The 22109-nt window shown below is 67.2% G+C and carries 21 protein-coding genes; 9 read left to right on the plus strand and 12 right to left on the minus strand.

What is annotated here, in order from left to right:
- Window positions 1–77: 77 nt before the first annotated feature.
- From HWX14_RS13330 to HWX14_RS13350, 5 genes are all read left to right on the plus strand, one after another.
- Window positions 78–1556, plus strand: a complete 1479-nt coding sequence (locus tag HWX14_RS13330; RefSeq protein WP_175883143.1) for a PLP-dependent aminotransferase family protein — start codon at window positions 78–80, stop codon at window positions 1554–1556.
- Between the two features lie 192 nt (window positions 1557–1748).
- The gene (locus HWX14_RS13335) at window positions 1749–2849 is read left to right on the plus strand and encodes an ABC transporter substrate-binding protein (RefSeq protein WP_175883144.1); all 1101 of its coding nucleotides are present in this window, start codon (window positions 1749–1751) and stop codon (window positions 2847–2849) included.
- A gap of 107 nt (window positions 2850–2956) precedes the next feature.
- Complete coding sequence (locus HWX14_RS13340; protein WP_175883145.1) at window positions 2957–4729, plus strand: iron ABC transporter permease; 1773 nt, start codon at window positions 2957–2959, stop codon at window positions 4727–4729.
- Window positions 4722–5789: an ABC transporter ATP-binding protein gene (locus tag HWX14_RS13345; protein WP_060195945.1), complete on the plus strand. Its 1068-nt coding sequence runs from the start codon at window positions 4722–4724 to the stop codon at window positions 5787–5789. Before HWX14_RS13340 ends, HWX14_RS13345 begins: the two co-directional genes overlap by 8 nt.
- 174 nt (window positions 5790–5963) lie before the next feature.
- Entirely contained in the window at window positions 5964–7055 is a 1092-nt protein-coding gene (locus tag HWX14_RS13350) for a porin (protein WP_175883146.1), read from the plus strand.
- Window positions 7056–7225: 170 nt separating this feature from the next.
- On the opposite strand, the gene HWX14_RS13355 is transcribed toward HWX14_RS13350, so the two are convergent.
- The 4 genes from HWX14_RS13355 to HWX14_RS13370 all read right to left on the minus strand — a co-directional run bounded on the left by HWX14_RS13355 (window position 7226) and on the right by HWX14_RS13370 (window position 9694).
- Window positions 7226–7801, minus strand: a complete 576-nt coding sequence (locus tag HWX14_RS13355) for a PIN domain-containing protein (RefSeq protein WP_175883147.1) — start codon at window positions 7799–7801, stop codon at window positions 7226–7228.
- Window positions 7798–8265 carry a helix-turn-helix domain-containing protein gene (locus tag HWX14_RS13360; protein ID WP_175883148.1) on the minus strand — a complete coding sequence of 156 codons (468 nt, stop codon included), beginning with the start codon at window positions 8263–8265 and terminating at the stop codon, window positions 7798–7800. The genes HWX14_RS13355 and HWX14_RS13360 overlap by 4 nt, the downstream gene beginning before the upstream one ends.
- Before the next feature lie 183 nt (window positions 8266–8448).
- On the minus strand, window positions 8449–9411 hold the full coding sequence (locus tag HWX14_RS13365; protein ID WP_175883149.1) for a zinc-binding alcohol dehydrogenase family protein: 963 nt from the start codon (window positions 9409–9411) through the stop codon (window positions 8449–8451).
- A 31-nt stretch (window positions 9412–9442) separates the two neighbouring features.
- On the minus strand, window positions 9443–9694 hold the full coding sequence (locus tag HWX14_RS13370) for a hypothetical protein (RefSeq protein ID WP_175883150.1): 252 nt from the start codon (window positions 9692–9694) through the stop codon (window positions 9443–9445).
- 96 nt (window positions 9695–9790) lie between these two features.
- Here HWX14_RS13370 and HWX14_RS13375 point away from each other — a divergent pair, with 96 nt between their 5' ends.
- A complete protein-coding gene (locus tag HWX14_RS13375; protein ID WP_175883151.1) occupies window positions 9791–10582 on the plus strand; it encodes a helix-turn-helix transcriptional regulator in 792 nt (263 codons plus the stop codon).
- A 79-nt stretch (window positions 10583–10661) separates the two neighbouring features.
- Here the strand turns inward: HWX14_RS13375 and hpaI are convergent, their stop codons facing one another.
- The 7 genes from hpaI to HWX14_RS13410 all read right to left on the minus strand — a co-directional run bounded on the left by hpaI (window position 10662) and on the right by HWX14_RS13410 (window position 16695).
- A complete protein-coding gene (hpaI, locus tag HWX14_RS13380) occupies window positions 10662–11468 on the minus strand; it encodes a 4-hydroxy-2-oxoheptanedioate aldolase (RefSeq protein ID WP_175883152.1) in 807 nt (268 codons plus the stop codon).
- Window positions 11469–11480: 12 nt separating this feature from the next.
- Window positions 11481–12284: a 2-oxo-hept-4-ene-1,7-dioate hydratase gene (hpaH, locus tag HWX14_RS13385; protein ID WP_175883153.1), complete on the minus strand. Its 804-nt coding sequence runs from the start codon at window positions 12282–12284 to the stop codon at window positions 11481–11483.
- Window positions 12285–12304: 20 nt separating this feature from the next.
- Window positions 12305–12697, minus strand: coding sequence for a 5-carboxymethyl-2-hydroxymuconate Delta-isomerase (locus HWX14_RS13390; protein ID WP_011547838.1), 393 nt, complete (start codon window positions 12695–12697; stop codon window positions 12305–12307).
- A 44-nt stretch (window positions 12698–12741) separates the two neighbouring features.
- Window positions 12742–13590, minus strand: coding sequence for a 3,4-dihydroxyphenylacetate 2,3-dioxygenase (gene hpaD, locus HWX14_RS13395; RefSeq protein WP_174428991.1), 849 nt, complete (start codon window positions 13588–13590; stop codon window positions 12742–12744).
- Between the two features lie 164 nt (window positions 13591–13754).
- Window positions 13755–15218, minus strand: a complete 1464-nt coding sequence (hpaE, locus tag HWX14_RS13400; RefSeq protein WP_175883154.1) for a 5-carboxymethyl-2-hydroxymuconate semialdehyde dehydrogenase — start codon at window positions 15216–15218, stop codon at window positions 13755–13757.
- 26 nt (window positions 15219–15244) lie between these two features.
- On the minus strand, window positions 15245–16009 hold the full coding sequence (locus tag HWX14_RS13405; protein WP_006479172.1) for a fumarylacetoacetate hydrolase family protein: 765 nt from the start codon (window positions 16007–16009) through the stop codon (window positions 15245–15247).
- Complete coding sequence (locus HWX14_RS13410) at window positions 16009–16695, minus strand: fumarylacetoacetate hydrolase family protein (RefSeq protein WP_175883155.1); 687 nt, start codon at window positions 16693–16695, stop codon at window positions 16009–16011. Before HWX14_RS13410 ends, HWX14_RS13405 begins: the two co-directional genes overlap by 1 nt.
- 153 nt (window positions 16696–16848) lie before the next feature.
- On the opposite strand from HWX14_RS13410, the gene hpaR reads away from it, so the two are divergent.
- Complete coding sequence (gene hpaR / locus HWX14_RS13415) at window positions 16849–17289, plus strand: homoprotocatechuate degradation operon regulator HpaR (RefSeq protein ID WP_175883156.1); 441 nt, start codon at window positions 16849–16851, stop codon at window positions 17287–17289.
- A gap of 93 nt (window positions 17290–17382) precedes the next feature.
- On the opposite strand, the gene HWX14_RS13420 is transcribed toward hpaR, so the two are convergent.
- Window positions 17383–18597 carry an SDR family oxidoreductase gene (locus HWX14_RS13420; RefSeq protein WP_175883157.1) on the minus strand — a complete coding sequence of 405 codons (1215 nt, stop codon included), beginning with the start codon at window positions 18595–18597 and terminating at the stop codon, window positions 17383–17385.
- A 648-nt stretch (window positions 18598–19245) separates the two neighbouring features.
- Between HWX14_RS13420 and HWX14_RS13425 the strand changes: the two genes are divergently transcribed.
- Together HWX14_RS13425 and HWX14_RS13430 are read left to right on the plus strand one after the other, a co-directional pair.
- Window positions 19246–19593 carry a DUF3564 family protein gene (locus HWX14_RS13425; RefSeq protein ID WP_175883158.1) on the plus strand — a complete coding sequence of 116 codons (348 nt, stop codon included), beginning with the start codon at window positions 19246–19248 and terminating at the stop codon, window positions 19591–19593.
- 423 nt (window positions 19594–20016) lie between these two features.
- Window positions 20017–21909 carry a penicillin-binding protein 2 gene (locus tag HWX14_RS13430; RefSeq protein WP_175883159.1) on the plus strand — a complete coding sequence of 631 codons (1893 nt, stop codon included), beginning with the start codon at window positions 20017–20019 and terminating at the stop codon, window positions 21907–21909.
- Window positions 21910–22109: the final 200 nt, after the last annotated feature.

Raw genomic sequence — 22109 nt, forward strand, 5'->3', positions numbered from 1 at the left:
GGGCGGGGTCGACAGCAATCTAAGGCGAAAGTGATATAAGCTGAAGGACCATTAAATCGATCATCGACTAGACCACTATGCCGCGAGGCAAAGCCGCGATTCCGCTGGACCTGCCGCGCCCCGCCGGGCTATCGGGCGGCAGCCCGCAGTCGAAGCAGGAATGCATCGCCGACACGATTCGCGACGCGATTCTGAAGCGCCTGCTGCCCGGCGACAGCCCGCTGCCGTCGAGCCGGACGCTGGCCGCGCGTTGGGATATCGCGCGCGGCACCGTCGAAGCGGCCTACGACATCCTGTGCGCCGAGGGCTACATCGCCCGCACGCAAGGGTCCGGCACGCGCGTGTGCGCGGTGGTGCCGGACAGCTATCTGCGCGCGGCCGCGCAGTCGCGCGACGGCAGCCCGCCCCACGCCGCCGCATCCCCCGCGCCGGCCGCCCCGGCCGAGCCCGAGCACGGCGTGCGTCCGGGCGTCCCGTTCGTCGCGCGGCTCGCCGATCCCGGCCTGCTGCCGATGCAGCAATGGAAGAAGGCGCTCGGCGCCAGCCTGCTTGCCGCGACGGCCGACGATCTCGGCGCGACGCCGGCACAAGGCGTCGAGCGCCTGCGCGCCGAAATCGCCGCGTACCTGCGGGAATACCGCGGCATCCCGTGCGACGCCGGCGACATCGTCATCACGACCGGCATCCGGAACGCGATCGACCTCGTCGCACGCACGCTGCTCGCGCCCGGCTCGACGGTGCTGATGGAGGATCCCGGCTATGCGTCGGCGTGGCAGATCTTCACGATCGCGGGCGCGACCGTGATCGACGTGCCGGTCGATCGGGAAGGCATCGACACCGCGTCGCTGGACCGCCATCCCGATGCGCGCGCCGCCTACGTGACGCCGGCCCATCAGGCGCCGCTCGGCGTCACGATGTCGGTGTCGCGCCGGCTCGAGTTGCTCGACTGGGCGCAGCGCAACCGCACGTGGATCATCGAGGACGACTACGACGGCGAATTCAGCTACCAGACCGCGCCACTGCCCGCGCTGAAATCGCTCGATGCGTGCGATCGCGTGATCTACTGCGGGTCGTTCAACAAGACGCTGTTCTCCGGGCTGCGCATCGGCTTCATGGTCGTGCCGGCGGAACTGCGGCCGGCGCTGTCCGCCGTATGGCACGCGACCGCGCGTTCGGTCGGCGTCGCGCCGCAGCTCGCGCTGGCCCGCTTCATCGGCCGCGGCGATTTCGCGAAGCACCTGCGCGCCGCCCGCCACGCGTACCGCGAGCGGCGCGACATCGTGCTCGACCAGTTGGCGAAGCATGCGGGCGGCCGGTACACGGTGTCCGGCGAGCACGCGGGCTTTCATTTCGTGCTGTGGCTGCCGCCCGGCATGGACGAAGCCGCCTGCGTCGCGCAAGCCCGCGCGGCCGGCGTCGAGTTGCAGCCGATCCGCCAATTCTGCCGAAGCGCCCGCTGCGAAGCGGGCGTCGTCGTCGGATATGCCGCGCTGACGGCCGCCCACGCGCGGCAGGGCGGCCGCCTCCTCGGCCAACTGCTGGCCGCGTCCACGTAGCCGGCAACCTCGCCCCCTTTCCCTTTCGGGCCCCGCCGCGCGCCGCTCGACCCGCGGCCGCCGCCGCGTCGACCTCGGGAAATCCATGACGCGAACGACACGATTGTGAACAGAAATGAAAGCGGGCTGAAAGTGCCCCGCAATTACCATCCGCGTCACTCGAACAACACATACGCATAACTGGAGGAAGACATGCCGTTTGCACCGAAGCACCTCGCCGCCGCGCTGGCGGTCGTTCTGGGCGCTGCCGCCGGCAGCGCCGCCGCGCAGGTTCCGGCCGGCTACCCGGGGAACTACCAGGGCGTGATCGACGCCGCGAAGAAGGAAGGCAAGCTGATCGTCTACTCGACCACCGACACGGGCCTCGTGCGTCCGCTGATCAAGGACTTCGAAAGCCTGTACGGCGTGAAGGTCGAATACAACGACATGAACAGCACCGAGCTGTACAACCGCTACATCAGCGAGAACGCGGCGAGCAGCACCAGCGCCGACGTGCTGTGGAGCTCGGCGATGGACCTGCAGGTCAAGCTCGTCAACGACGGCCTGATGGCGTCGTACGATTCGCCGGAAAGCCCGAACGTGCCGCAATGGGCGCAGTACCAGAAGCAGGCGTACGGCACGACGTTCGAGCCGCTCGCGATCGTCTACAACAAGCGCCTGATCCCCGAGAACGAAGTGCCGACGACGCGCGCCGACCTGATCAAGCTGCTCACCACGCAGGCCGACAAGTTCAAGGGCAAGGTCACGACTTACGACATCGAGAAGTCGGGCGTCGGCTTCAACTACCTGACCCAGGACGCGCACGTGAACGAGAAGGTCACGTGGGAACTCGTGAAGGCGATCGGCGCGACCGGCCCGAAGCTGCAGTCGAGCACGGGCGCGATGATGGAGCGCATCTCGTCGGGCGAGAACCTGATCGGCTACAACATCATCGGTTCGTATGCGTACGCGAAGGCGAAGAAGGACAAGTCGATCGGCTACGTGTTTCCGAAGGACTACACGCAGGTCGTGAGCCGCCTCGCGACTGTGTCGAAGAAGGCGAAGAACCCGAACGCCGCGAAGCTGTGGGTCGATTACCTGTTGTCCAAGCGCGGCCAGACGCTGATCGCGAACCAGGCGAACCTGTATGCGATCCGCGCGGACGTGACCGGCGAAACGTCGGCCGCGAGCCTGTCGAAGGAACTCGGCGATTCGCTGAAGCCGATCCAGATCGGCACCGGCCTGCTCGTCTATCTCGACCAGTCGAAGCGCCTCGCGTTCCTGAAGCAATGGCAGCAGGCGATCAAGCGCTGATCCGCTGAGCCGCTGACCCAGGCCGCCCGCCGCACGTCGCGCGGGCGGCCCCTTCCCCTCACCGACTTCCTTGAGGCGGCCATCCGGATGGCCGCAGGGGCGAACTCATGCTTTCAACCAGCACACGCGGCACGGCACCGGCCGTTCCGCCCGCCACCGGCCCGCGCGACGCGATTCCCGCGCTGCCGGTCAGCCGCCTGCAGCCGCTCGCCGGCATGCTGCGCTGGATCGTCGTCGCGGTACTGACCGTCGCGGTCGCGCTGCCGCTCGGCTTCATCCTGTTCCAGAGCCTGCTGTCCGCGCCGTTCTTCGACGCGAACAAGACGCTCGGCATCGAAGGCTTCCGTTTCATCTTCAGCGATCCCGACTTCTGGTCGGCCGTGAAGAACTCGTTCATCATCGCCGGCGGGATGCTGTTCATCTCGATCCCGCTCGGTGGCATCCTCGCGTTCCTGATGGTGCGCACCGACCTGCCCGGCCGCCGCTGGCTCGAACCGCTGCTGCTCACGCCGGTGTTCGTGTCGCCGATGGTGCTCGCGTTCGGCTACGTGGTCGCGGCCGGCCCGGTCGGCTTCTACTCGGTGTGGTTCAAGGAACTGTTCGGGGTGCAGAACGTGCCCTGGAACGTGTATTCGATCTTCGCGATCACGGTGATCGTCGGCCTCACGCACGTGCCGCACGTGTACCTGTATTCGTCGGCCGCGCTGCGCAACCTCGGCTCGGACGTCGAGGAAGCCGCGCGCGTGACCGGCGCCCGCCCGTTCCGCGTCGCGCTCGACGTGAGCCTGCCGATGACGATGCCCGCGCTGCTGTTCGCCGGCGTGCTGGTGTTCTTCCTCGGCTTCGAGGTGTTCGGGCTGCCGCTCGTGCTCGGCGATCCGGAAGGTCACCTCGTGCTCGCGACCTACCTGTACAAGCTGACCAACAAGCTCGGCGTGCCGTCGTATCACCTGATGGCCGCGGTGGCCGTATGCATCGTCGCGATCACGTTCCCGCTCGTGCTGCTGCAGCGCCGGCTGCTGAAGACCGCGAGCCGCTTCGTCACCGTGAAGGGCAAGGCCGGCCGCGCGACGGTGCTGCCGCTCGGCGTGTGGCGCTGGGTCGCGCTCGCGATCGTCGCGCTGTGGCTGATGCTGACCGTGATCGTGCCGATCTCGGGCATCGTGCTGCGCGCGTTCGTGACCAACTGGGGCGAAGGCGTCGCGCTCGCCGAAGTGCTGACGCTGTCGAACTTCATCGAGCTGTTCGAGCAGGACAACCTGGTGCGCGCGATCGTCAACACGCTCGGCATCGGCGTGATCGGCGGCGCGCTCGCGATCGGCTTCTACTCGCTCGTCGCGTTCGCCGGCCACCGCCGCAACGACTGGGCGACCAAGCTGCTCGACTACCTCGTGCTGCTGCCGCGCGCGGTGCCGGGCCTGCTCGCCGGTCTCGCGTTCCTGTGGATCTTCCTGTTCGTGCCCGGCTTGCGCGAGTTGAAGAATTCGATGTGGAGCATCTGGATCGCGTACACGGTCGTGTGGCTCGCGTACGGGATGCGGCTGATCCAGAGCGCGCTGCTGCAGGTCGGCCCCGAACTCGAGGAAGCCGGCCGCAGCGTGGGCGCGACGCGTAGCCGCGTGTCGCTCGACGTGACGCTGCCGCTCGTGCGCTTCGGCCTGCTCGCCGCGTGGCTGCTGATCTTCATGATCTTCGAGCGCGAATACTCGACGGCCGTCTACCTGCTGTCGCCCGGCACCGAAGTGATCGGCGCGCTGCTCGTGTCGCTGTGGGCGACCGGCGCCGTCGACCAGGTCGCCGCGCTCTCTGTCATCAACATCGCGATGGTCGGCGCCGGTCTCGGCGTGGCCCTGCGCTTCGGAGTGAAACTTCATGGATAAGCTCATCGTCGACGATCTGCACCTCAGCTACGGCGCCAACCCGATCCTCAAGGGCGTGTCGTTCGAACTGAAGGCCGGCGAAGTCGTGTGCCTGCTCGGCGCGTCGGGCAGCGGCAAGACCACGCTGCTGCGCGCGGTGGCCGGCCTCGAACAGCCGTCCGACGGGCGCATCCAGCTCGACGAGCGCGTGTTCTTCGACGGCGCGCAACGCGTCGACCTGCCCGTCGAACAGCGCTCGCTCGGCCTCGTGTTCCAGTCGTACGCGCTGTGGCCGCACCGCACCGTCGCCGACAACGTCGGCTACGGGCTCAAGCTGCGCCGCGTCGCGCCTGCCGAACAGAAGCGCCGCGTGCAGACCGCGCTCGACCAGCTCGGCCTCGGCCATCTCGCCGAACGCTTTCCGCATCAGCTGTCGGGCGGCCAGCAGCAGCGTGTCGCGATCGCGCGTGCGCTCGTCTACAACCCGCCGGTGATCCTGCTCGACGAGCCGCTGTCGAACCTCGACGCGAAGCTGCGCGAGGAAGCGCGTGCGTGGCTGCGCGAGCTGATCGTGTCGCTCGGGCTGTCGGCGCTCTGCGTGACGCACGACCAGACCGAAGCGATGGCGATGTCCGATCGCATCCTGCTGCTGCGCAACGGCCGCATCGAACAGGAAGGCACGCCGGCCGAGTTGTACGGCGCACCGCGCTCGCTGTATACGGCCGAGTTCATGGGCAGCAACAACCGGATCGACGCGCGCGTCGCGGCGATCGACGGCGAATGCGTGACGCTCGCCGGCGACGGCTGGGAACTGCAGGCGCTCGCCCGCGACACGCTCGCGCCGGGCCAGGACGCACAGGCCGTGATCCGTCTCGAACGCGTGCAGGTCGCCGACGGCCCGGGCGCGAACCGGCTGCAGGCCGACCTCGTCACCTCGATGTATCTCGGCGACCGCTGGGAATACCTGTTCCATTGCGGCGAGATGCGCCTGCGCGCGTTCGGCCATGTGCCGCGCGCGGCCGGCAAGCACTGGATCGAATTCCCGACCAACGACTGCTGGGCGTTCGCGAAAGCGGGCTGACCCGATCACGGCGGCCCGGGTGCCGCCGCGGATGCAGTCACGCGCGCATCCGTTTGCGACCTTTGCAACCTTTGCGACTCGCATCGGCGGACGCTTCATGGCGTCCGCCGATGGCGCGCTGCGTACGCGTTTTCTGTTTCACCCGCCCACAACAACCTAGGAGACACCGTCAAAATGAAGTCACGCGCAGAACGTTCGATTCGAACAGTAGTCCTCACCGGCTCGGCCGCGGCCGCCTGTCTCGCCGCACCGGCCGCGCACGCGCAGTCGTCGGTCACGATCTACGGGATCATGGACGCCGGCATCGAATTCGCGAACCATGCGGCGCCGGAAGGCGGCAATTCGGTCAAGCTGAAGTCGGGCAACAAGAACACGTCGCGCTGGGGCCTGCGCGGCGTCGAGGATCTCGGCGGCGGGTTGAAGGCCGTGTTCCGCCTCGAAAGCGGGATCGACCTCGCGAACGGCGCGCTCGACGACGGCCCCGACTCGATCTTCGCGCGCCGTGCGACGGTGGGCCTGAAAGGTAAATGGGGCGAGCTGTCGCTCGGCCGCAACTTCACCGTCACGTACGACTACATGCTGCCGTTCGACCCGATGGGTTACGCGCAGAACTACTCGTGGGCGAGCTCGTCGATGGCGACCGGCGGCCGCAAGGACGGCCTGTTCACGCGTTCGTCGAACGCGGTGCGCTACGACGGCGAATTCAGCGGCTTCAAGTTCGGCGCGCTGTACGGGTTCGGCAACGTGCCGGGCAGCATGAAGACCAGCTCGAAATACGATGTCGCAGTCGGCTACGAGACGGGGCCGTTCGCGGCCGTCGTCACGTTCGACCGGCAGAACGGCGCGGCCGACAGCGTCACGCCGGCCGATACCGTCAACTATATCCAGGGCATCCACGCGGGCCTGAGCTACGACTTCGGCAACCTGAAAACGATGGCCGGATACCGCAATTACAAGCGCACGTTCCGCACGACGGCGGCGAACCAGTTGAGCGACATGGTCTGGCTCGGCGGGTCGTACCAGTTCACGCCGACGTTCTCGCTGATCGCGGCCGTCTATCATCAGAACATCAAGGGCGGCACGGATGCCGATCCGACGCTGGTGTCGGTGCGTGCGCAATACGCGCTGTCGAAGCGCACGGTGCTGTACGCGGCCGGGGCGTTCGCGATCGCGAAACACGACCAGAAAGTCGGCGTGTCGCGCGATTTCAACGGGTATGGCACCACGCAGGTCGGGGTCACGGCGGGGATTCAGCAGCGGTTTTGATGGTTGCGACGTATCGGCGGGCGGAGGATGGTGCGAGCGTTTTGCCGCGCATCGTCCTCCGTTTCGCCGTATGTCGGGGCACTGCACGGCGAACGAAGAAATGCGTTGGAATAGACACGCGAACGACGTACCGGCGGTCCGCTGCGCAGGCGAACGTCATCGCGGCTCGTTCAGAGAATCGCCCGGTAAGCTTCGAGCGCCTTGCAGGTCTGAACCATCCCCTGTCGCTGCAAGATGTCGAGGTAGCGATCCACCCTCATCGGAGGATGCTTGAGCATTTCGCGTTGTCGTCGTGCCGCACCGACAACCGCAGCCGGCTCGAGATCAAAGAGATTGTCGACGAACACGTCGGGATGCTGCGCCTCCACCCCGTACGCCGACAGCACTGCGTCGGGAAAGTCCTTCTGATTGAATGTCACGATCACACTGGCGTTGCAGCGGATCGCGGCGGCCAGGACATGCCGATCATCGGCATCCGGCAGCCTCAGGCCCTCGATCAACGCTTCGTACCCGGTCACCAGCGCATCAGGTATCGCCCGATCCATCAGACTCGCAGTCCGGTCGAGTTGCGCGGCGCCGAGGTCCGGGCGCTTGCGCAACAGATTCCGTTTCCATTCGTTATGGATATCGGCGCTCCAGCGAGCCCTGAAACATCCGCTCAAGGCGAGCCACATCAGGAAATCCCGTAGCGGTGCCGGGTACAGCACACAGGCATCGTAGACCGCCGTGAATGGCGAACTCGTCATTCGTAGCCCATCCCGAACTCCTGCGCTTGCCGACTCAACTCTTCCATCGCATTGGCGCTCGCCTGGTCGCGTTCGGTCTTGTAACGCATCAGATCGGAAAAGCGCACACGACGGTGCTTGCCGGTCTTGTGATACGGCAGCGCCTTCGATTCGAGCAGCTTGATCAGGTGTGGACGGGACACATTGAGCAGGTCGGCTGCTTCCTGCGTAGTCAGCTCCGCGTGAACGGGCACGACCTTGACCGCATTGCCATCTGCCAGCTCCGCGAGGATGTCGACCAGCAGACGCAACGCGGACGTCGGAAGCTCGACCTGATGCGCACGATTTTCGTCATCGAAAATCTGGATGCGCTGTATTTCCATTCGCGTGGCCAGATAAGCCGCCAGCGCACGCTGTCCTTCGACAGCCGCCTGCACCTCGCGCTCCACCGGCAAGATCGTATCGGACATCGAGGTATGGGGCATCGCGCACTCCCAAGCGGGTTCTCAAATGCGCCATCTTATTCGAAATAAACGAAATTCGCAATAAACGAAACTCGATGTGCCCCTTATAAGACTGCCGAACCTCGATATCACTCAATACGCGCCGTCACCCGGTTTCTGGTCCTTCCTGTTGGCGGGCGACGACCGCTGCACGCGGCTCGCCGTTCAGTCAGCACGCATCGTGAACACCCAACGCACGACGCTGCTCGTATCGCCCCAATGTTCACCGACCGCCGACAGCGGCACCGTGCGCGTGTCGATCGCGAGGCCCGCTGGCGCGACCGCATCGAACACACCACGGATGGCACCGAGCAAGCGCGGCAACGGCACGCTGCCCAGACCGCTGCCCATCAGTTCGATCGCGGTCGCCCGCAGCACGGCGCCGGGCACCAGCAAGTCCGCGCCGCCCATCGAGCCGATCTGCACGAAACGCAGCCGCCGCCCGCCGGGTGTCGCCTTCGCGGCCGCGCCCAGCAGTGCCTGCGCGCTGGCGCCCCACAGATAATCGAGCACGACATCCACGCCCGCACGGAAATGCGGTTCGAGCGCCCGCGCCAGATCGGCGTCGTCCTGCTGCAGCGACACCACCGCGTCCGCGCCCGCACTCAGCAACGCCTGCAACGCGGCCGCATTGCGGCCCGTCGCGATCACCTTCGCCGCGCCGAGATGCTTCGCGATCCGCACCGCGAGCCGCCCCGACGTGCCCGTTGCACCGTTGACGAGCACCGTCTCGCCCGCGACGAACCTCGCGCGTTCGGTCAGCGCCGCCCACGACGACATCCCCGGAATCGCGATCGCCGCGGCCGTGACATCGTCAAGTGTGTCCGGCAGCGACACGCACTGCGTATCGGGCGCGATCGTACGTTCGGCCATCGCGCCGAACGGCGCGGGCGCACCGAAGAAATAGACGCGCCGGCCGTCGTCGAGACGCCCCACGCCGTCGACACCGACGACGAACGGATAACCGCCAACGGAGGAATAATGCGTACCCGCCGCACGCCCCTGCGCGATGCGGCTCAGCGCGGACGCCGTCACGTCGATCAGGCTGTGGCCCGGCATCGCGTGCGGCGGCTCGAACGCCCTGTAAACCGGACGCTGTCCAGCACCTTCAACGACTGCTGCTTTCATGGTGGTTCCTTCAATTCTGGAGGGTGGGCCTTTACCGGGCATCGAGCCACGCGCGCAGCGCGGGATCGCGTATTTCCAGCACGTCGAACAGGCCGAGCGCACGCAGTGCAGGCAACGCATCGATCGCATCGGCCTCCGCGCGCGCCCTCTCCGCCTGCGTGGCGTTCGGGTCGATCAATACACGCGCATTGACCAGAAACGCGCCGACGGTCCCCTTGCGGATCGTCGTTCCACCGGCATCGACTTGGTTGGCATGGTCGGGAAGCATCTGTTCGGCTCGCATCGCGTCTTGCTCCGGTTGTCATCGATGGAACGCAGTGTAGGCGTGCAGAACCGGCCGATCTCCGGTATAACGGCCATTCGATACCGATATCCGGCCATGTCCGATCCACTCCTGCCCGCCCGCTTCGTGACGTCCGACGACGGCCCGTTCGTGGTTGCCGCCGTCCTGTCGCAACGCGATCCGCGTATCACCGCGCCGCATTCGCATGCGCGCGGTCAACTCGTCGGCGCGCTGAGCGGGCTGGTGACGATCGGCCTCGACGATCAGGAGTGGGTCGTGCCGGCGATCCATGCGATCTGGATTCCGCCGCATTGCCGGCATTCGCTGCGCTCGTTCGGGCCGATTGCCGGCTGGTCGGCGTTCGTCGCCGAAGCCCGCTGCGCGGCGCTACCGGCCACGCCGCGCGCGATCCGCACGACGCCGCTGCTGCGCGAAGCCGTGCAGCGTGCGGCAAGCTGGGGCGACTCGGAACTGGATGCCGCGCAGACCCGGATCGCCGACGTGATCCTCGATGAAATCGCGGCATCGGAAGCCGAGGCGCTGGGGCTGGTCCGGCCGCGGGACCCGCGGCTCGTGAAGATCACCGATGCGCTGGCCGCGGATCTCGCGAACGACCGGCGGCTGGAGGAATGGGCCGAATGGGCCGGCATCGGCGCGCGGACGATGAGCCGCCGCTTCGTCGCCGAGACGGGGCTGACGTTCGCGCAGTGGCGTCAGCAGGCCAGGCTGCTGCGGGCGCTGGAGCGCATCGCCGACGGCGTGCCGGTAACGACGATCGCGCTCGATCTCGGGTACGACAACGTGAGCGCGTTCATCGACATGTTCCGGCGTGCGCTGGGGACGACGCCGGGGAAGTATATGGAAGGAGGAAGTCGGAAAGAGGGATAGGTACGGCCATACGCACGCATGCATGCAGCCGCACGGCGAAAGCCCGGCGTCGGGCACACGAACACCGCCCGCCGCTGCGTCAATACGTGCCGTCGCCCTTCTTCACCGCCTCACCGCCGCTCGCCTTGAACTGCGCGGCCAACCGCTCCGCGCTCCGTGCCAGCAGCGTCGTATCGACCCCGACCGCGACGAACAACGCGCCTGCTTCCAGATAGCGCCGCGCGGCCGCTTCATCCGCGCTAAGAATGCCCGGCGCCTTGCCAGCCGCCTTGATCGCGCGGATCGCCCCGTCGATCGCGGCCTGCACGTCGGGATGCCCGGGATGGCCGAGATGCCCGAGATCGGCGGCCAGGTCGGCCGGCCCAATGAACACACCATCGACGCCGTCGACCCGCGCGATCGCATCGATCGCCTCGAGCCCCGCGCGCGTCTCGACCTGCACGAGCACGGCCATCTCGTCGTTCGCGCGATGCAGGTATTCGCCGACGCGATTCCACCGCGACGCGCGCGCCAGCGCACTGCCGACGCCGCGCATCCCGTGCGGCGGATAACGCGTCGCGGCCACCGCCGCGCGCGCTTCGTCGGCGCTCTGCACCATCGGCACGAGCAGCGTCTGCGCGCCGAGATCGAGCACCTGCTTGACGATCACCGGATCGTTCCACGGCACGCGCACGACCGGATGCGACGGATACGACGCGATCGCCTGCAGTTGCGCGAGGATCGTCGGCACCGTGTTCGGCGCATGTTCGCCGTCGATCAGCAGCCAGTCGAAACCGGCGCCCGCGACTACTTCGGCGCTGTACGGATTCGCGAGGCCGAGCCACAGGCCGACCTGCGCGTCGCCGCGTGCGAGCGCGGCCTTGAAGACATTCGACGGAATCCGCATCGTTCGCTCACCTCACTCGAAGTAGCACTGGATCGTCCCGAGCGGGCCGTAGTCGACGCTGAACGTATCGCCCGAACGCGCCGCGCACGGCCGCGTAAACGACCCGCCGAGCACGATCTGCCCCGGTTCCAGCGCGACGTCGAAGCGCGACAGCCGGTTCGCGAGCCATGCGACGCCGTTCGCCGGATGGTTCAGCACGCCGGCCGCGACCCCGGTTTCCTCGACCACGCCGTTGCGCGACATGATCGCCGCGACCCAGCGCAAATCGACGTCCTGCGGGCGTACTGGCCGGCCGCCGATCACGACGCCCGCGTTCGCCGCGTTGTCGGCGATCGTGTCGAACACCTTGCGCGGCCGCTTCGTATCGGGATCGATCGACTGGCTGCGCGCGTCGATGATCTCGAGCGCCGGCACGACGTAATCGACCGCGTCGTACACGTCGAAGATCGTGCAGTCCGGGCCCGTGAGCCGCTTGCCGAGCACGAACGCGAGTTCGACTTCCACACGCGGCACGATGAAGCGGCCGGTCGGGATCGTGCCGCCGTCTTCGAAGAACATGTCGTCGAGCAGCGCGCCGTAGTCGGGTTCGTCGATCTGCGACGTGTTCTGCATCGCCTTCGACGTGAGGCCGATCTTGTGCCCCTTCAGCGTGCGACCTTCCGCGAGCTTGAGGGTCACCCACGCGCGCTGGATCGCATACGCGTCGTCGATCGTGATGTCGGGATGGTCGAGCGAGATCTGGCGGATCTGCGTGCGCGCGCGCTCGGCGTCGTGCAGACGGTGCGCGAGCTGGTCGATGATGGCGGGTTCGAGCATGGTCGGATCGGGAATGGGGTTCAGCCGGCCCGCTTGTAGCGGGCGTGGATGTTGTTGTGCTTGTACGAGCCGCTTTCGCTGAACTCGGTCAGCTCCATCGACAGCGCGAGATAGCGTTTCGCGTACAGCTCGGCGAAATGCGCCTTGATCGCGTCGAACAGCGCGTCGCACGCGGCTTGCTTCGTTTCGTCGCTGCGGCCCGCGCCGATCTTCAGCGTCACGTGGACGAACGCGTCGTCCTCGGTGCCGTCGGCGACGCAGTAGTCGTGCAGCTCGATCGCGCGCGAACGGATGCCGCCGGTCGGGAACACGCCGCCCTGTGCGATCAGCGTCGCGTTGATCGTGCGCAGCAGCGCGGGGATGCGTGCGTCGTCGCGGATGTTCGCGGTGTATTCGACGACGATGTGTGGCATGGCAATTCTCCGGTCGGATTCGAAGGCGTGGCAGGCGGCAATGCTCAGGGCAGCGGAAAGATCGCGTTGATCTGCCCGGTGCCCGAGCTCGCGAAATAGTCGGTGACGATCTCGACGGGCTGGTCGTAACGATCCCAGCCGAGCAGCCCGAGCAGCATCGCCGTATCGTGCATCCCGCCTTCGCCGTGGCAATGCACGTTGTACTCGGGCAGCATCGCGCAGAAGGTCTTGAAATCGCCCTGCTTCCACAGCTCGACCACGCGCAGGTCGACCTGCCGGAAGAATTCGCGGCTGATCTGGTGGATCGATTCCTCGGGGCTGCCGTTGTCGTTGAAGCGGTGCGACAGCGAACCGCTCGCAAGGAACGCGACGTTCGAATCGCTCTTCTCGATCGCTTCGAGCAGCGCCTCGCCGAAGCGCCGGCTTTCGTCGAGCTGATGCCACATGCACCAGCCGGCGATCGACACGACCTTGAAATGCTGGTCGCCGTTCATGTAGCGCATCGGCACGAGCGTGCCGTATTCGAGTTCGAGGCTGTCGATCTCGTGCGCACGCGTCGCGACGCCGCGCTCGGTGGCCGTTTCCGCGATCAGCCGGCCGAGCGCCGGGTTGCCCGGATACGCGTACTGCATGTCGCGAATGAAATGCGGCAGCTCGTTGCTCGTATAGGTGCCCGCGAACCGCGCATTGCAGTTCACGTGATAGCCCGCGTTGACGAGCCAGTGCACGTCCGACACGACGATCGTGTCGACGCCGAGCGCGCGGCAGCGCTCGCCGATCAGCTGGTGGCCGCGGATCGCCGCTTCACGGCAGCCGTGATGCTTGCCGGGCAGTTCCGACAGGTACATCGACGGCACGTGCGTGATCTTCGCGGCGAGGGACAGTTTGCCCATCGTTCAAGTCTCCTGTCGACCGGAGTTGGCGCTTTAGCGGTTACTCCGGTCCCATGCTTCGCGGTCGACCGGAGTTAGCGCTTTAGCGGTTACTCCGGTCCCATGCTTGGCCGGCGTGCCGGCCAAGGAATCGTTCGTTCTGGCGGCGACACGCTCCGCGCCCGTCACACGCCCCAGCGCGGAACATGATGCGAACCCATCGAGATGCACACGTTCTTGATCTCCGCGAACACCTCGAAACTGTACTCGCCACCCTCGCGTCCGGTGCCCGATTCCTTCACGCCGCCGAACGGCTGGCGCAGATCGCGCACGTTCTGGCTGTTCACGAACACCATCCCGGCCTCGATGCCGCGCGCGAGGCGATGCACCTTGCCGACGTCCTGCGTCCAGATGTACGACGCGAGGCCGTACGCCGTGTCGTTCGCGAGCCGCAGCCCGTCGTCTTCGTCGTCGAACGGGATGATGCACGCGACCGGCCCGAAGATCTCTTCCTGCGCGATACGCATCCGGTTGTCGACGTCGGCGAACACGGTCGGCCGCACGAAGTTGCCGTTGCGCAGATGCTCGGGCAGCCCGGCCGGCTTGTCCGCGCCGCCCGCGACCACGCGCGCGCCTTCCTGCTCGCCGATGCGGATATAGCCCGTCACCTTCTCCCAGTGCTGGCGCGTGATCATCGCGCCGAGGTTCGTGCCCGGATCGGTCGGATCGCCGACCACCAGGTTGTTCGCGCGGCGCGCGAATTCCTGCACGAAGCGATCGTAGATCGTGCGCTGCACGAAGATCCGCGAGCCCGCGGTGCAGCGTTCGCCGTTGATCGAGAAGATCGTGAACAGCGACGCGTCGAGCGCGCGGTCGAAATCGGCGTCGTCGAAGATCAGCACGGGCGACTTTCCGCCGAGCTCCATCGAATATTTCTTGAGGCCCGCGCGCTCCATGATCCGCTTGCCGGTGACGGTGCCGCCGGTAAACGACACCGCGCGCACGTCCGGATGCCGCACGAGCGCATCGCCGGCCGTCGCGCCGTAACCCTGCACGACGTTCAGCACGCCCGGCGGGATGCCGGCTTCGAGCGCGAGCCGGCCGAGCTGGTCGGCCGTCAGCGGCGACAGCTCCGACATCTTTAGCACGGCCGTGTTGCCGAGCGCGAGACACGGCGCCGTTTTCCACGTGGCCGTCATGAACGGCACGTTCCACGGCGACACCAGCGCGCACACGCCGACCGGCTGGTACAGCGTGTAGTTCAGCATCTGGTCGTCGACCGGATAGGTGCGGCCGTTCATCTGCACGCACACTTCCGCGAAGAAGTTGAAGTTCTCGGACGCGCGCGGAATCAGCTGCTTGCTCGTCTGCGCGATCGGCAGGCCCGTGTCCTGCGTCTCGAGCGCCGCGAGCATCGGCACGTTCTTTTCGATCAGCTCGCCGAGCTTGCGCATCAGCTTCGCGCGCTCCTTCGCCGGCGTGTTCGCCCATTTCGGGAACGCTTCCTTCGCCGCGCGCACGGCCGCGTCGACCTCAGCCTCGCCGCCCGACGCGACGTCGGTGATCACGTCGCCCGTCGCCGGGTTCAGCGTCGTGAAGGTGTCGCGGCTCTCCACTTCCCGGCCGCCGATCCAGTGCTTGATGGTCATGTGCTCTCCTTCCTTGGGCGACGGGCTCAGCCGGCGCGATAGTAGTCTGCTTCGCCGACGATCGTGTTCACGAGCCGGCCGATCCCTTCGATTTCGGTCACGACCTCGTCGCCCGGCTGCGTGTCGGCCAGCCCCTCGGGCGTGCCGGTCAGGATCAGGTCGCCCGGCGAGAGCGTCATGAAGCTGCTGATGTGCTCGATCAGCGCCGGCACGTCGAACACCATGTCGCGCGTGCTGCCGCGCTGTGTCTCGCGGCCGTTCACCGTCGTGCGCAGCGTCAGGTCGCCCGCGTCGCCGATCTCGTCGCGGCTGACGAACCACGGCCCGAGCGGCGTGCAGGTGTCGCGGTTCTTCACGCGCAGGTTCGGGCGGTAGTAGTTCTCGAGATAGTCGCGGATCGCGTAGTCGTTCGCGACCGTGTAGCCGGCCACGTAGTCGATCGCCTGCGCGCGGCTCACGTGGCGCGCGGGCCGGCCGATCACGACGGCCAGTTCGCACTCGTAGTGCATGTGCGTGGCGTCCGCCGGGCGCACGGTCAGCGACCGGTGGCCGACGAACGTGTTCGGCCCTTTCAGGAAAATCAGCGGCTCGCTCGGCGCGTTGAACGCGAGTTCCTTCGCATGGTCCGCGTAGTTCAGGCCGAGCGCGAACGTCGTGCGCGGCGCGACGGGCGGCAGCCACGCCACCGCGTCCTCGGCCACCACGCGCCCCGTGTCGAGGCGGATCGCGCCGTCGCCGGCCGGTTCGGCCGCATGCAGTGCGCCGTTGTAGATCACCCGCGCCGTCTTCATCATGCTTTCTCCGCCATCAGCGTATGCCGCAACGTGCCGATGCCGGCCGCGGCGATCTCGATCGTGCTGCCCGCGCGGGCACGCGGTGCGCCGCCGGCGACGCCGAGCAACAGCACGTCGCCCGCGTCGAACGACATGAAGGCCGTCACGTCGGCGATCAGTTCGCGCACCGGGCGAATCAGCGTCGCGGTCGATGCGGACGCGGCCAGTTCGCCGTCGATCCGCACCGTCAGCCCGATCGCATCGACATCGGCGAGCGCAGCGGCCGGCACGATCGCCGGGCCGAGCGGGCAGAAGCCGTCACGGCACTTGAAGCGCACGGCCGGACGGTAGTAATCGGGATGCGGCACCGATACGTCACTTGCGAGCGTGAAGCCGTGCACGTAATCGAGCGCCTGCGCGGCCGCCACGCGCGTCGCGCGCCGCGCGAACACGACGGCCACCGACGCGCCGATCTCCAGCGCGTCGACACCGGCCGGCACGACCACGGCGGCGCCGTCGGCCGCATGCGTGTTGGCGGATTTGATGTACAGGATCGGCGCCTGGGGCGGCCGGCCGTAAGGCGGTGCGTTCACCGCATCGCCGAGCGCGTCGAGCGCCGCGCGCTCGTTGAGCAGCGCGCCGTAGACGGTTCCGATGGCGACCGGCAACGGCGGCGCCGCGGCGGTCGTGCAAGACAGCTCCATGCGTCATTCCCCTGCCGCGCGTCGCGGCGCATCGTCAATACTTAACATCTTAAGTAAACAATCGAGCGGTGGCAACCTTGATTACCCTGATAGGCGAAATTCACCAGCTTCGGCTGTTAAGATTGATGCGTCCCCCGTCCTCTATTCACCCTGATGAACCGTACGCTCGACCATCGCAATCTGGCCATGCTGCTGCTCGAGGCCCGCGAAACGCTGATGGGCCTGTTTCGCCCCATTCTCAAGGAATTCTCGCTGACCGAACAGCAATGGCGGATCATCCGCGTGCTCGACGGCGAACCGGCGCAGGCGCTCGAAGCCGGGCAGATCGCGAAACGCTGCTGCATCCTGAGCCCGAGCCTGACCGGCGTGCTGGAGCGGATGGAACGCGACGGCCTGATCACGCGCACGCGCGCGCAGGAGGATCAGCGCCGGCTGGTGGTCAGCCTGACGCCGCAAAGCCGGAAACTGGTGACGGAAATCGGTCCGCGCATCGACGAGCAATATCGTCAGCTCGAATCGCGATTCGGCCAGGACGGCCTCGAGGATATCTACCGCGCGCTCGACCGGCTCATCGAACTCGGCAGCGACGCGTAAAGAAGGCGCCCGCGCCGCCACGCGCGGGAACGGGCGCCGGTACGACGCGGGCGGTTAGGGCCTGTTCACGCTAATAACGGGCTTGCGCTCGCCCTAATGGATCGCGCCGCGCATCAGCTCGGTCACGGCCACGCCGCGCGACGTGCGCATGCACTCCTCGACGTAATCGATGAACGGCAACGGCTCGAAGTCGATTTCGTCGCGCACGCGGCGATTGTCGAACACGCGATCGACCGTCGCGAATTCCCCGCAGCGCTGCAGCGCCCGGCCGATCACGCGCTCGAGCGCCGGATCGGGGCGCCCGAGCACGTCGCGCACGACGAGCGGCAGTTCGGCCGGCGCGCATGCCGCGTAGCGCGGCGCCCCGGTCATCCCCGCCGCCTCGTCCATCGCGCGCACGATCTGCGCGACCTGCGGCGCCTCGTCGCCGGCCGACACGTGATAGACGTCGTGCGCGAGCGTCGGCTTGACGGCCAGCAGCATCGTCGCGCGCGCCACGTCGTCCACCGACACGATGTCGATGCGCGTCATCGGCCGCGCGGTGAAGCGGCGCGCCGCATGCGCGAGGCGGAACATCCAGAACGAATTCGGCGCGGGCCGCGTGCCGAGCACCGTATGGCCGACCACGTGCGATGGCCGCACGACGACGAGCGGCAGCCCGAGCGCGCGCAGGCGCTGCTCCGTCTCCGCCTTCGCGTGCAGGTAGTCGGCCGCGAGCACCGCGCCCGGCAGGCCTTCGTCGGCCGGCGGCGCGACGCCGTTCGCCGCGTCGCGCTCCGCCTCTTCCTGCACGATCCCGCCGCGGCCCGCATGCGCGTAGGCCGTGCCGACGTACACGAAGCGCTGCAGGCGCGGCGCGCGCGCAAAGCGTTCGGCGAAGTGCACCGCATCGGCGATATCGGCCTGCAGGTGCGCGCCGTCGGCCGGCGACGCATGGCCCGCGCAGTGAATCACGTGCGTCGCGCCGGCGAGGCGCGGTGCATCGGCGCCGTGCCACACGTCGCCGAGTGCGCCCACGATCACGTTCGCATCGGTCAGGCGCGACGCCCAGTACGGCGCGAGCCCCGCGCGCAGCGCCGCTTCGCGCAGCCGCGCGACCGCATGGCCGCGGTCCTGCGCGCGCACGACGCAGACGATGCGTTCGAGCAGCCCTGCATTGACGAGCGCCGTCAGCACGGTACTGCCGATGAAGCCGGTGGCGCCGGTCAGCACCAGCCGTCCGACGTTCGCCGCCGCGACCGGTGCGCTGGCCGGCGACACGAGGCTCGTCCGCCAGTTCAGCGACAACGCGGTTTTCCAGATCAGCACGATAGTCTCCTTCGAAGAGTCGGCCGGGCGGCGCGGTGCCCGCGGTTGCGGGCGGCGCACGGCTCACCGGCCGGGCCGGGGCTGACGCGCGCCCCGGCTGCTCCCGATCGGGCGTGCGGCCTGCGATCGCGTCGATCGCGCTCTGGCACGAGGCGGCGGCAGCCGGTGCGGACGGGCGTCCGCGGCACAGGATCGGGAAGTTCCCAGTGTGGGGCCCGACCGCATGCAAGTCTGTCCCGAAAGTTTCGTGAAAGTGTGCCGATTTGTACGCGATTGTCGGAGTGTGTCGTGCCGGCCGTCTCGTCAGCACGCTGAAACGTTCCGCCCGGACGCATTCCAACCGGGCCGGATCACGTCGGTCGGCCTCGTTTCGGCGGCGGTCGACGCGCGACAGATCGACGCGGCCCGCGGCGATGTCATCCCATGTCCCGGCCGCCGGGTGCGCGCGCCCGGACACCGCCGTCGCCGGTACTGCCCATGTGTCGGGGCGCCTCCGGAATGACCATGAATCGTCAGACGTCCTTTCATCTGGAATCGAAATAGACCCGATATGAATTTATTGCGGATTATCACTTGCGTTTCACACCAGTCTATCTAGACTGTTCAAGTTCAAACGGTCGAATGTGTCTTTTTTCAGGAGACGATGCAATGCGCCTCACCATTCGGATTAATGGCAGCGAATCGGCAACCCGGCATTCCTTCGCAGTCTTGTGGGTCGATACCGACGAGGGTCTGTGGTCGCGCGAGGCACATCAGGGCATCGACCTGCCGACCTGGGGCAAGGTCCGCGACATCGAAGGCGCGATGGCGCTCTGTGCGGCCGACAGCGGCAATGCCGTCTGTCAGTTGAAGGGGCTGTCGTTCGATGCGGTGCGCCGCGAACAGGGCCCCGCGGTGCTCGCCGGCGACCATCCCGACGGCGCGTGGCGCCTGCAGGCGGTCGATACCTGCACGACCCAGCCGGAATACCGGGAATTTATTTCCGTGGCCCGATAGGTATTATTGACATCAATCGTCTGCGGTTTTCGGGTTTATTCCGGTAGTCGTGATATTCATTTCGATATTCAGTATGAATGGCGCCTCGGTTCGAGGCGCTTTTTATTTTCGAGATTAGAGAAATAATCTGCCGCACGGGCAATTGATCGCGCGCCGGAACGGTTGCGATCGCGCGATGGCGAAGACCGAGTGCCCGACTCGCCACTCAATGGATCGATCGTCCGTGTGTTCATCCTCCGCAGCCGCCGCGGCATCCTCCGTCGTTCCCGCCTTTCCCGCGCTTTCCTCCCTTTTCCAGATGGCCTACCCTTCGCCTTTTTGCGGGGCCGGAACATACTTTCCTCACACTGTGTTTACTCATTTATTACAATCGCATTATTCAGACTGACCCGCCGCCGTCCGGCGGCCCGACCCGGCCATTGCATGAGCGTGAAAAAGAAGACCCATCCTGCCGATCCGTACGCGGCGGCGACCAAGAATCCGATGCTCGCCGCGCGCCTGCCGATGTGGCGCTCGAGGCTGATCGTGGTCGTCGTGTTCCTCGCGTTCGCCGCGCTGATCGCGCGCGCTTTCTGGGTGCAGGTCGCGAACCAGGATTTCTACGTCGGCCAGGGCCAGAAGCGCTATCAGCGCACGATCGAGCTCGACGCGATGCGCGGGCGCATCGTCGACCGCAACGGCGCGATGCTCGCGGTCAGCCTGTCGACCTATGAAATCTGGGCGAACCCGAAACAGGTCGCCGACACCGATTACCCGCAGATCGCGAAGCTGCTCGACCTGCCGCTCGTCGAGGTGAAGCGGCGCCTCGGCAACGACAAGACGTTCGTGCTGCTCAAGCGGCAGGTCGACGCGGACACCGCCAGCCGGCTCGACAAGCTCGCGATCGACGGCATCACGCAGATCGCCGATTCGAAGCGCTTCTACCCGGAAGGCGAATCGGCCGCGCACGTGGTCGGCTTCACGAACGTCGAGGACAAGGGCCAGGAAGGCGTCGAGCTCGCGGCGAATGCACGGCTGCAGGGCACGTCCGGCCAGCGCGAGGTGATCCGCGACCGGCTCGGCCGCATCGTGTCGGACACGCGCCCCCTCGTCCCCGCGCAGCACGGCGCGACGATCGAACTGACGATCGACCGCCGCATCCAGCAGCTCGCGTTCAGCCAGCTCAAGGCGGCCGTGATCGAGAACAACGCGCTGGCCGGCAGCGTCGTCGTGCTCGACGCGCAGAACGGCGAGATCCTCGCGCTCGCGAACTATCCGACCTTCGACCCGAACGACCGCGCCCGCCTCACCGGCCAGCAATTGCGCAACCGCGCGGTGATCGACACGTTCGAACCGGGCTCGACGATCAAGCCGCTCGTCGTCGCGCTGTCGATCGACGAGCGCAAGGTCACGCCGAACACGATCATCAACACGTCGCCGGGCACCTACAAGATCGGCCCGGCGGTGATCCACGATACGTCGAACCACGGGTCGCTGACGGTATCGCAGGCGCTGCAGAAGTCGAGCAACGTCGCGCTCGCGAAACTGGCGCTGAACCTGCCCGCAGAAACGATCTGGAACAAATACCAGGAGTACGGGATCGGCCGCGCGCCGGAACTGACGTTCCCGGGCGTCGCGTCGGGCCGGCTGCGCGGCTACAAGCGCTGGCGGCCGATCGAGCAGGCGACGATGGCGTACGGCTACGGGCTGTCGATGTCGCTGCTGCAGATCGCGCAGACCTACACCGCCTATGCGGGCGACGGCACGCTGCACCCGGTGTCGCTGCTGAAGAACGGCACCGACCAGCAGACGATCGACGCGCACCGCGGCCACCGCGTGACGTCGCCGCAAACGGCCGCCGCGATCCGCTCGATGCTGGAGATGGCGGTGGGCGAAGGCGGCACGGGGCGCCGCGCGCGCGTCGACGGCTACCGGATCGGCGGCAAGACGGGTACCGCGCGCAAGCAGGTCGGCGCCAGCTATGCGAAGGGCAAGTACCGCGCGCTGTTCGCGGGGATGGCGCCGATGAGCGACCCGCGCCTGATCGTCGCGGTGATGATCGACGAGCCGCGCGGCAAGGGCTACTACGGCGGCACGGTGGCCGGCCCGGTGTTCGCGTCGGTCACGAGCGGCTCGCTGCAGTTGCTCGGCGTGCCGCCCGATGCACCGGTCGAGCCGGAGAAGAATGCGCCGGGGAAAGCTGCCGCGCCGCAGAAGACGGTCGCGGCGCCGAAAGCCGCGGCAACGCCGACCGTCACGCAGAAACCGTCGGCATCGCTGAAGACGGCCGCGCAATCCGGCACTGCCGCACCCGCGAAGATGGCTACCGCAGGCTGACGACGCCAGGGTCGGTGCCGTATCCGCATCGACCACGCACCACGCTATTCGAGCGTTCCCGCCGCGTCTTCCTACGATTTTTTGCGCGCCGCCGTCGGCCTTGCGTGCGCGCCCGACTACCGGCAACCGGCCGGCAATCGCGTGATGGCGCAGGAACGGACGCCCGAGACGTTCTACCGAGACCGAAGCACGCAGGGCCG

The sequence above is a fragment of the Burkholderia sp. BCC0044 genome, assembly GCF_902832955.1.
In the GTDB taxonomy this organism is placed as follows: domain Bacteria; phylum Pseudomonadota; class Gammaproteobacteria; order Burkholderiales; family Burkholderiaceae; genus Burkholderia.

What these genes read in the sequence shown, in the direction of transcription:
- HWX14_RS13330 (WP_175883143.1), top strand. Translation starts at nt 78, where the DNA reads ATGCCGCGAGGCAAAGCCGCGATTCCGCTGGACCTGCCGCGCCCCGCC.
- HWX14_RS13335 (WP_175883144.1), top strand. Translation starts at nt 1,749, where the DNA reads ATGCCGTTTGCACCGAAGCACCTCGCCGCCGCGCTGGCGGTCGTTCTG.
- HWX14_RS13340 (WP_175883145.1), top strand. Translation starts at nt 2,957, where the DNA reads ATGCTTTCAACCAGCACACGCGGCACGGCACCGGCCGTTCCGCCCGCC.
- HWX14_RS13345 (WP_060195945.1), top strand. Translation starts at nt 4,722, where the DNA reads ATGGATAAGCTCATCGTCGACGATCTGCACCTCAGCTACGGCGCCAAC.
- HWX14_RS13350 (WP_175883146.1), top strand. Translation starts at nt 5,964, where the DNA reads ATGAAGTCACGCGCAGAACGTTCGATTCGAACAGTAGTCCTCACCGGC.
- HWX14_RS13355 (WP_175883147.1), bottom strand. Translation starts at nt 7,801, where the DNA reads ATGACGAGTTCGCCATTCACGGCGGTCTACGATGCCTGTGTGCTGTAC.
- HWX14_RS13360 (WP_175883148.1), bottom strand. Translation starts at nt 8,265, where the DNA reads ATGCCCCATACCTCGATGTCCGATACGATCTTGCCGGTGGAGCGCGAG.
- HWX14_RS13365 (WP_175883149.1), bottom strand. Translation starts at nt 9,411, where the DNA reads ATGAAAGCAGCAGTCGTTGAAGGTGCTGGACAGCGTCCGGTTTACAGG.
- HWX14_RS13370 (WP_175883150.1), bottom strand. Translation starts at nt 9,694, where the DNA reads ATGCGAGCCGAACAGATGCTTCCCGACCATGCCAACCAAGTCGATGCC.
- HWX14_RS13375 (WP_175883151.1), top strand. Translation starts at nt 9,791, where the DNA reads ATGTCCGATCCACTCCTGCCCGCCCGCTTCGTGACGTCCGACGACGGC.
- hpaI (WP_175883152.1), bottom strand. Translation starts at nt 11,468, where the DNA reads ATGCGGATTCCGTCGAATGTCTTCAAGGCCGCGCTCGCACGCGGCGAC.
- hpaH (WP_175883153.1), bottom strand. Translation starts at nt 12,284, where the DNA reads ATGCTCGAACCCGCCATCATCGACCAGCTCGCGCACCGTCTGCACGAC.
- HWX14_RS13390 (WP_011547838.1), bottom strand. Translation starts at nt 12,697, where the DNA reads ATGCCACACATCGTCGTCGAATACACCGCGAACATCCGCGACGACGCA.
- hpaD (WP_174428991.1), bottom strand. Translation starts at nt 13,590, where the DNA reads ATGGGCAAACTGTCCCTCGCCGCGAAGATCACGCACGTGCCGTCGATG.
- hpaE (WP_175883154.1), bottom strand. Translation starts at nt 15,218, where the DNA reads ATGACCATCAAGCACTGGATCGGCGGCCGGGAAGTGGAGAGCCGCGAC.
- HWX14_RS13405 (WP_006479172.1), bottom strand. Translation starts at nt 16,009, where the DNA reads ATGAAGACGGCGCGGGTGATCTACAACGGCGCACTGCATGCGGCCGAA.
- HWX14_RS13410 (WP_175883155.1), bottom strand. Translation starts at nt 16,695, where the DNA reads ATGGAGCTGTCTTGCACGACCGCCGCGGCGCCGCCGTTGCCGGTCGCC.
- hpaR (WP_175883156.1), top strand. Translation starts at nt 16,849, where the DNA reads ATGAACCGTACGCTCGACCATCGCAATCTGGCCATGCTGCTGCTCGAG.
- HWX14_RS13425 (WP_175883158.1), top strand. Translation starts at nt 19,246, where the DNA reads ATGCGCCTCACCATTCGGATTAATGGCAGCGAATCGGCAACCCGGCAT.
- HWX14_RS13430 (WP_175883159.1), top strand. Translation starts at nt 20,017, where the DNA reads ATGAGCGTGAAAAAGAAGACCCATCCTGCCGATCCGTACGCGGCGGCG.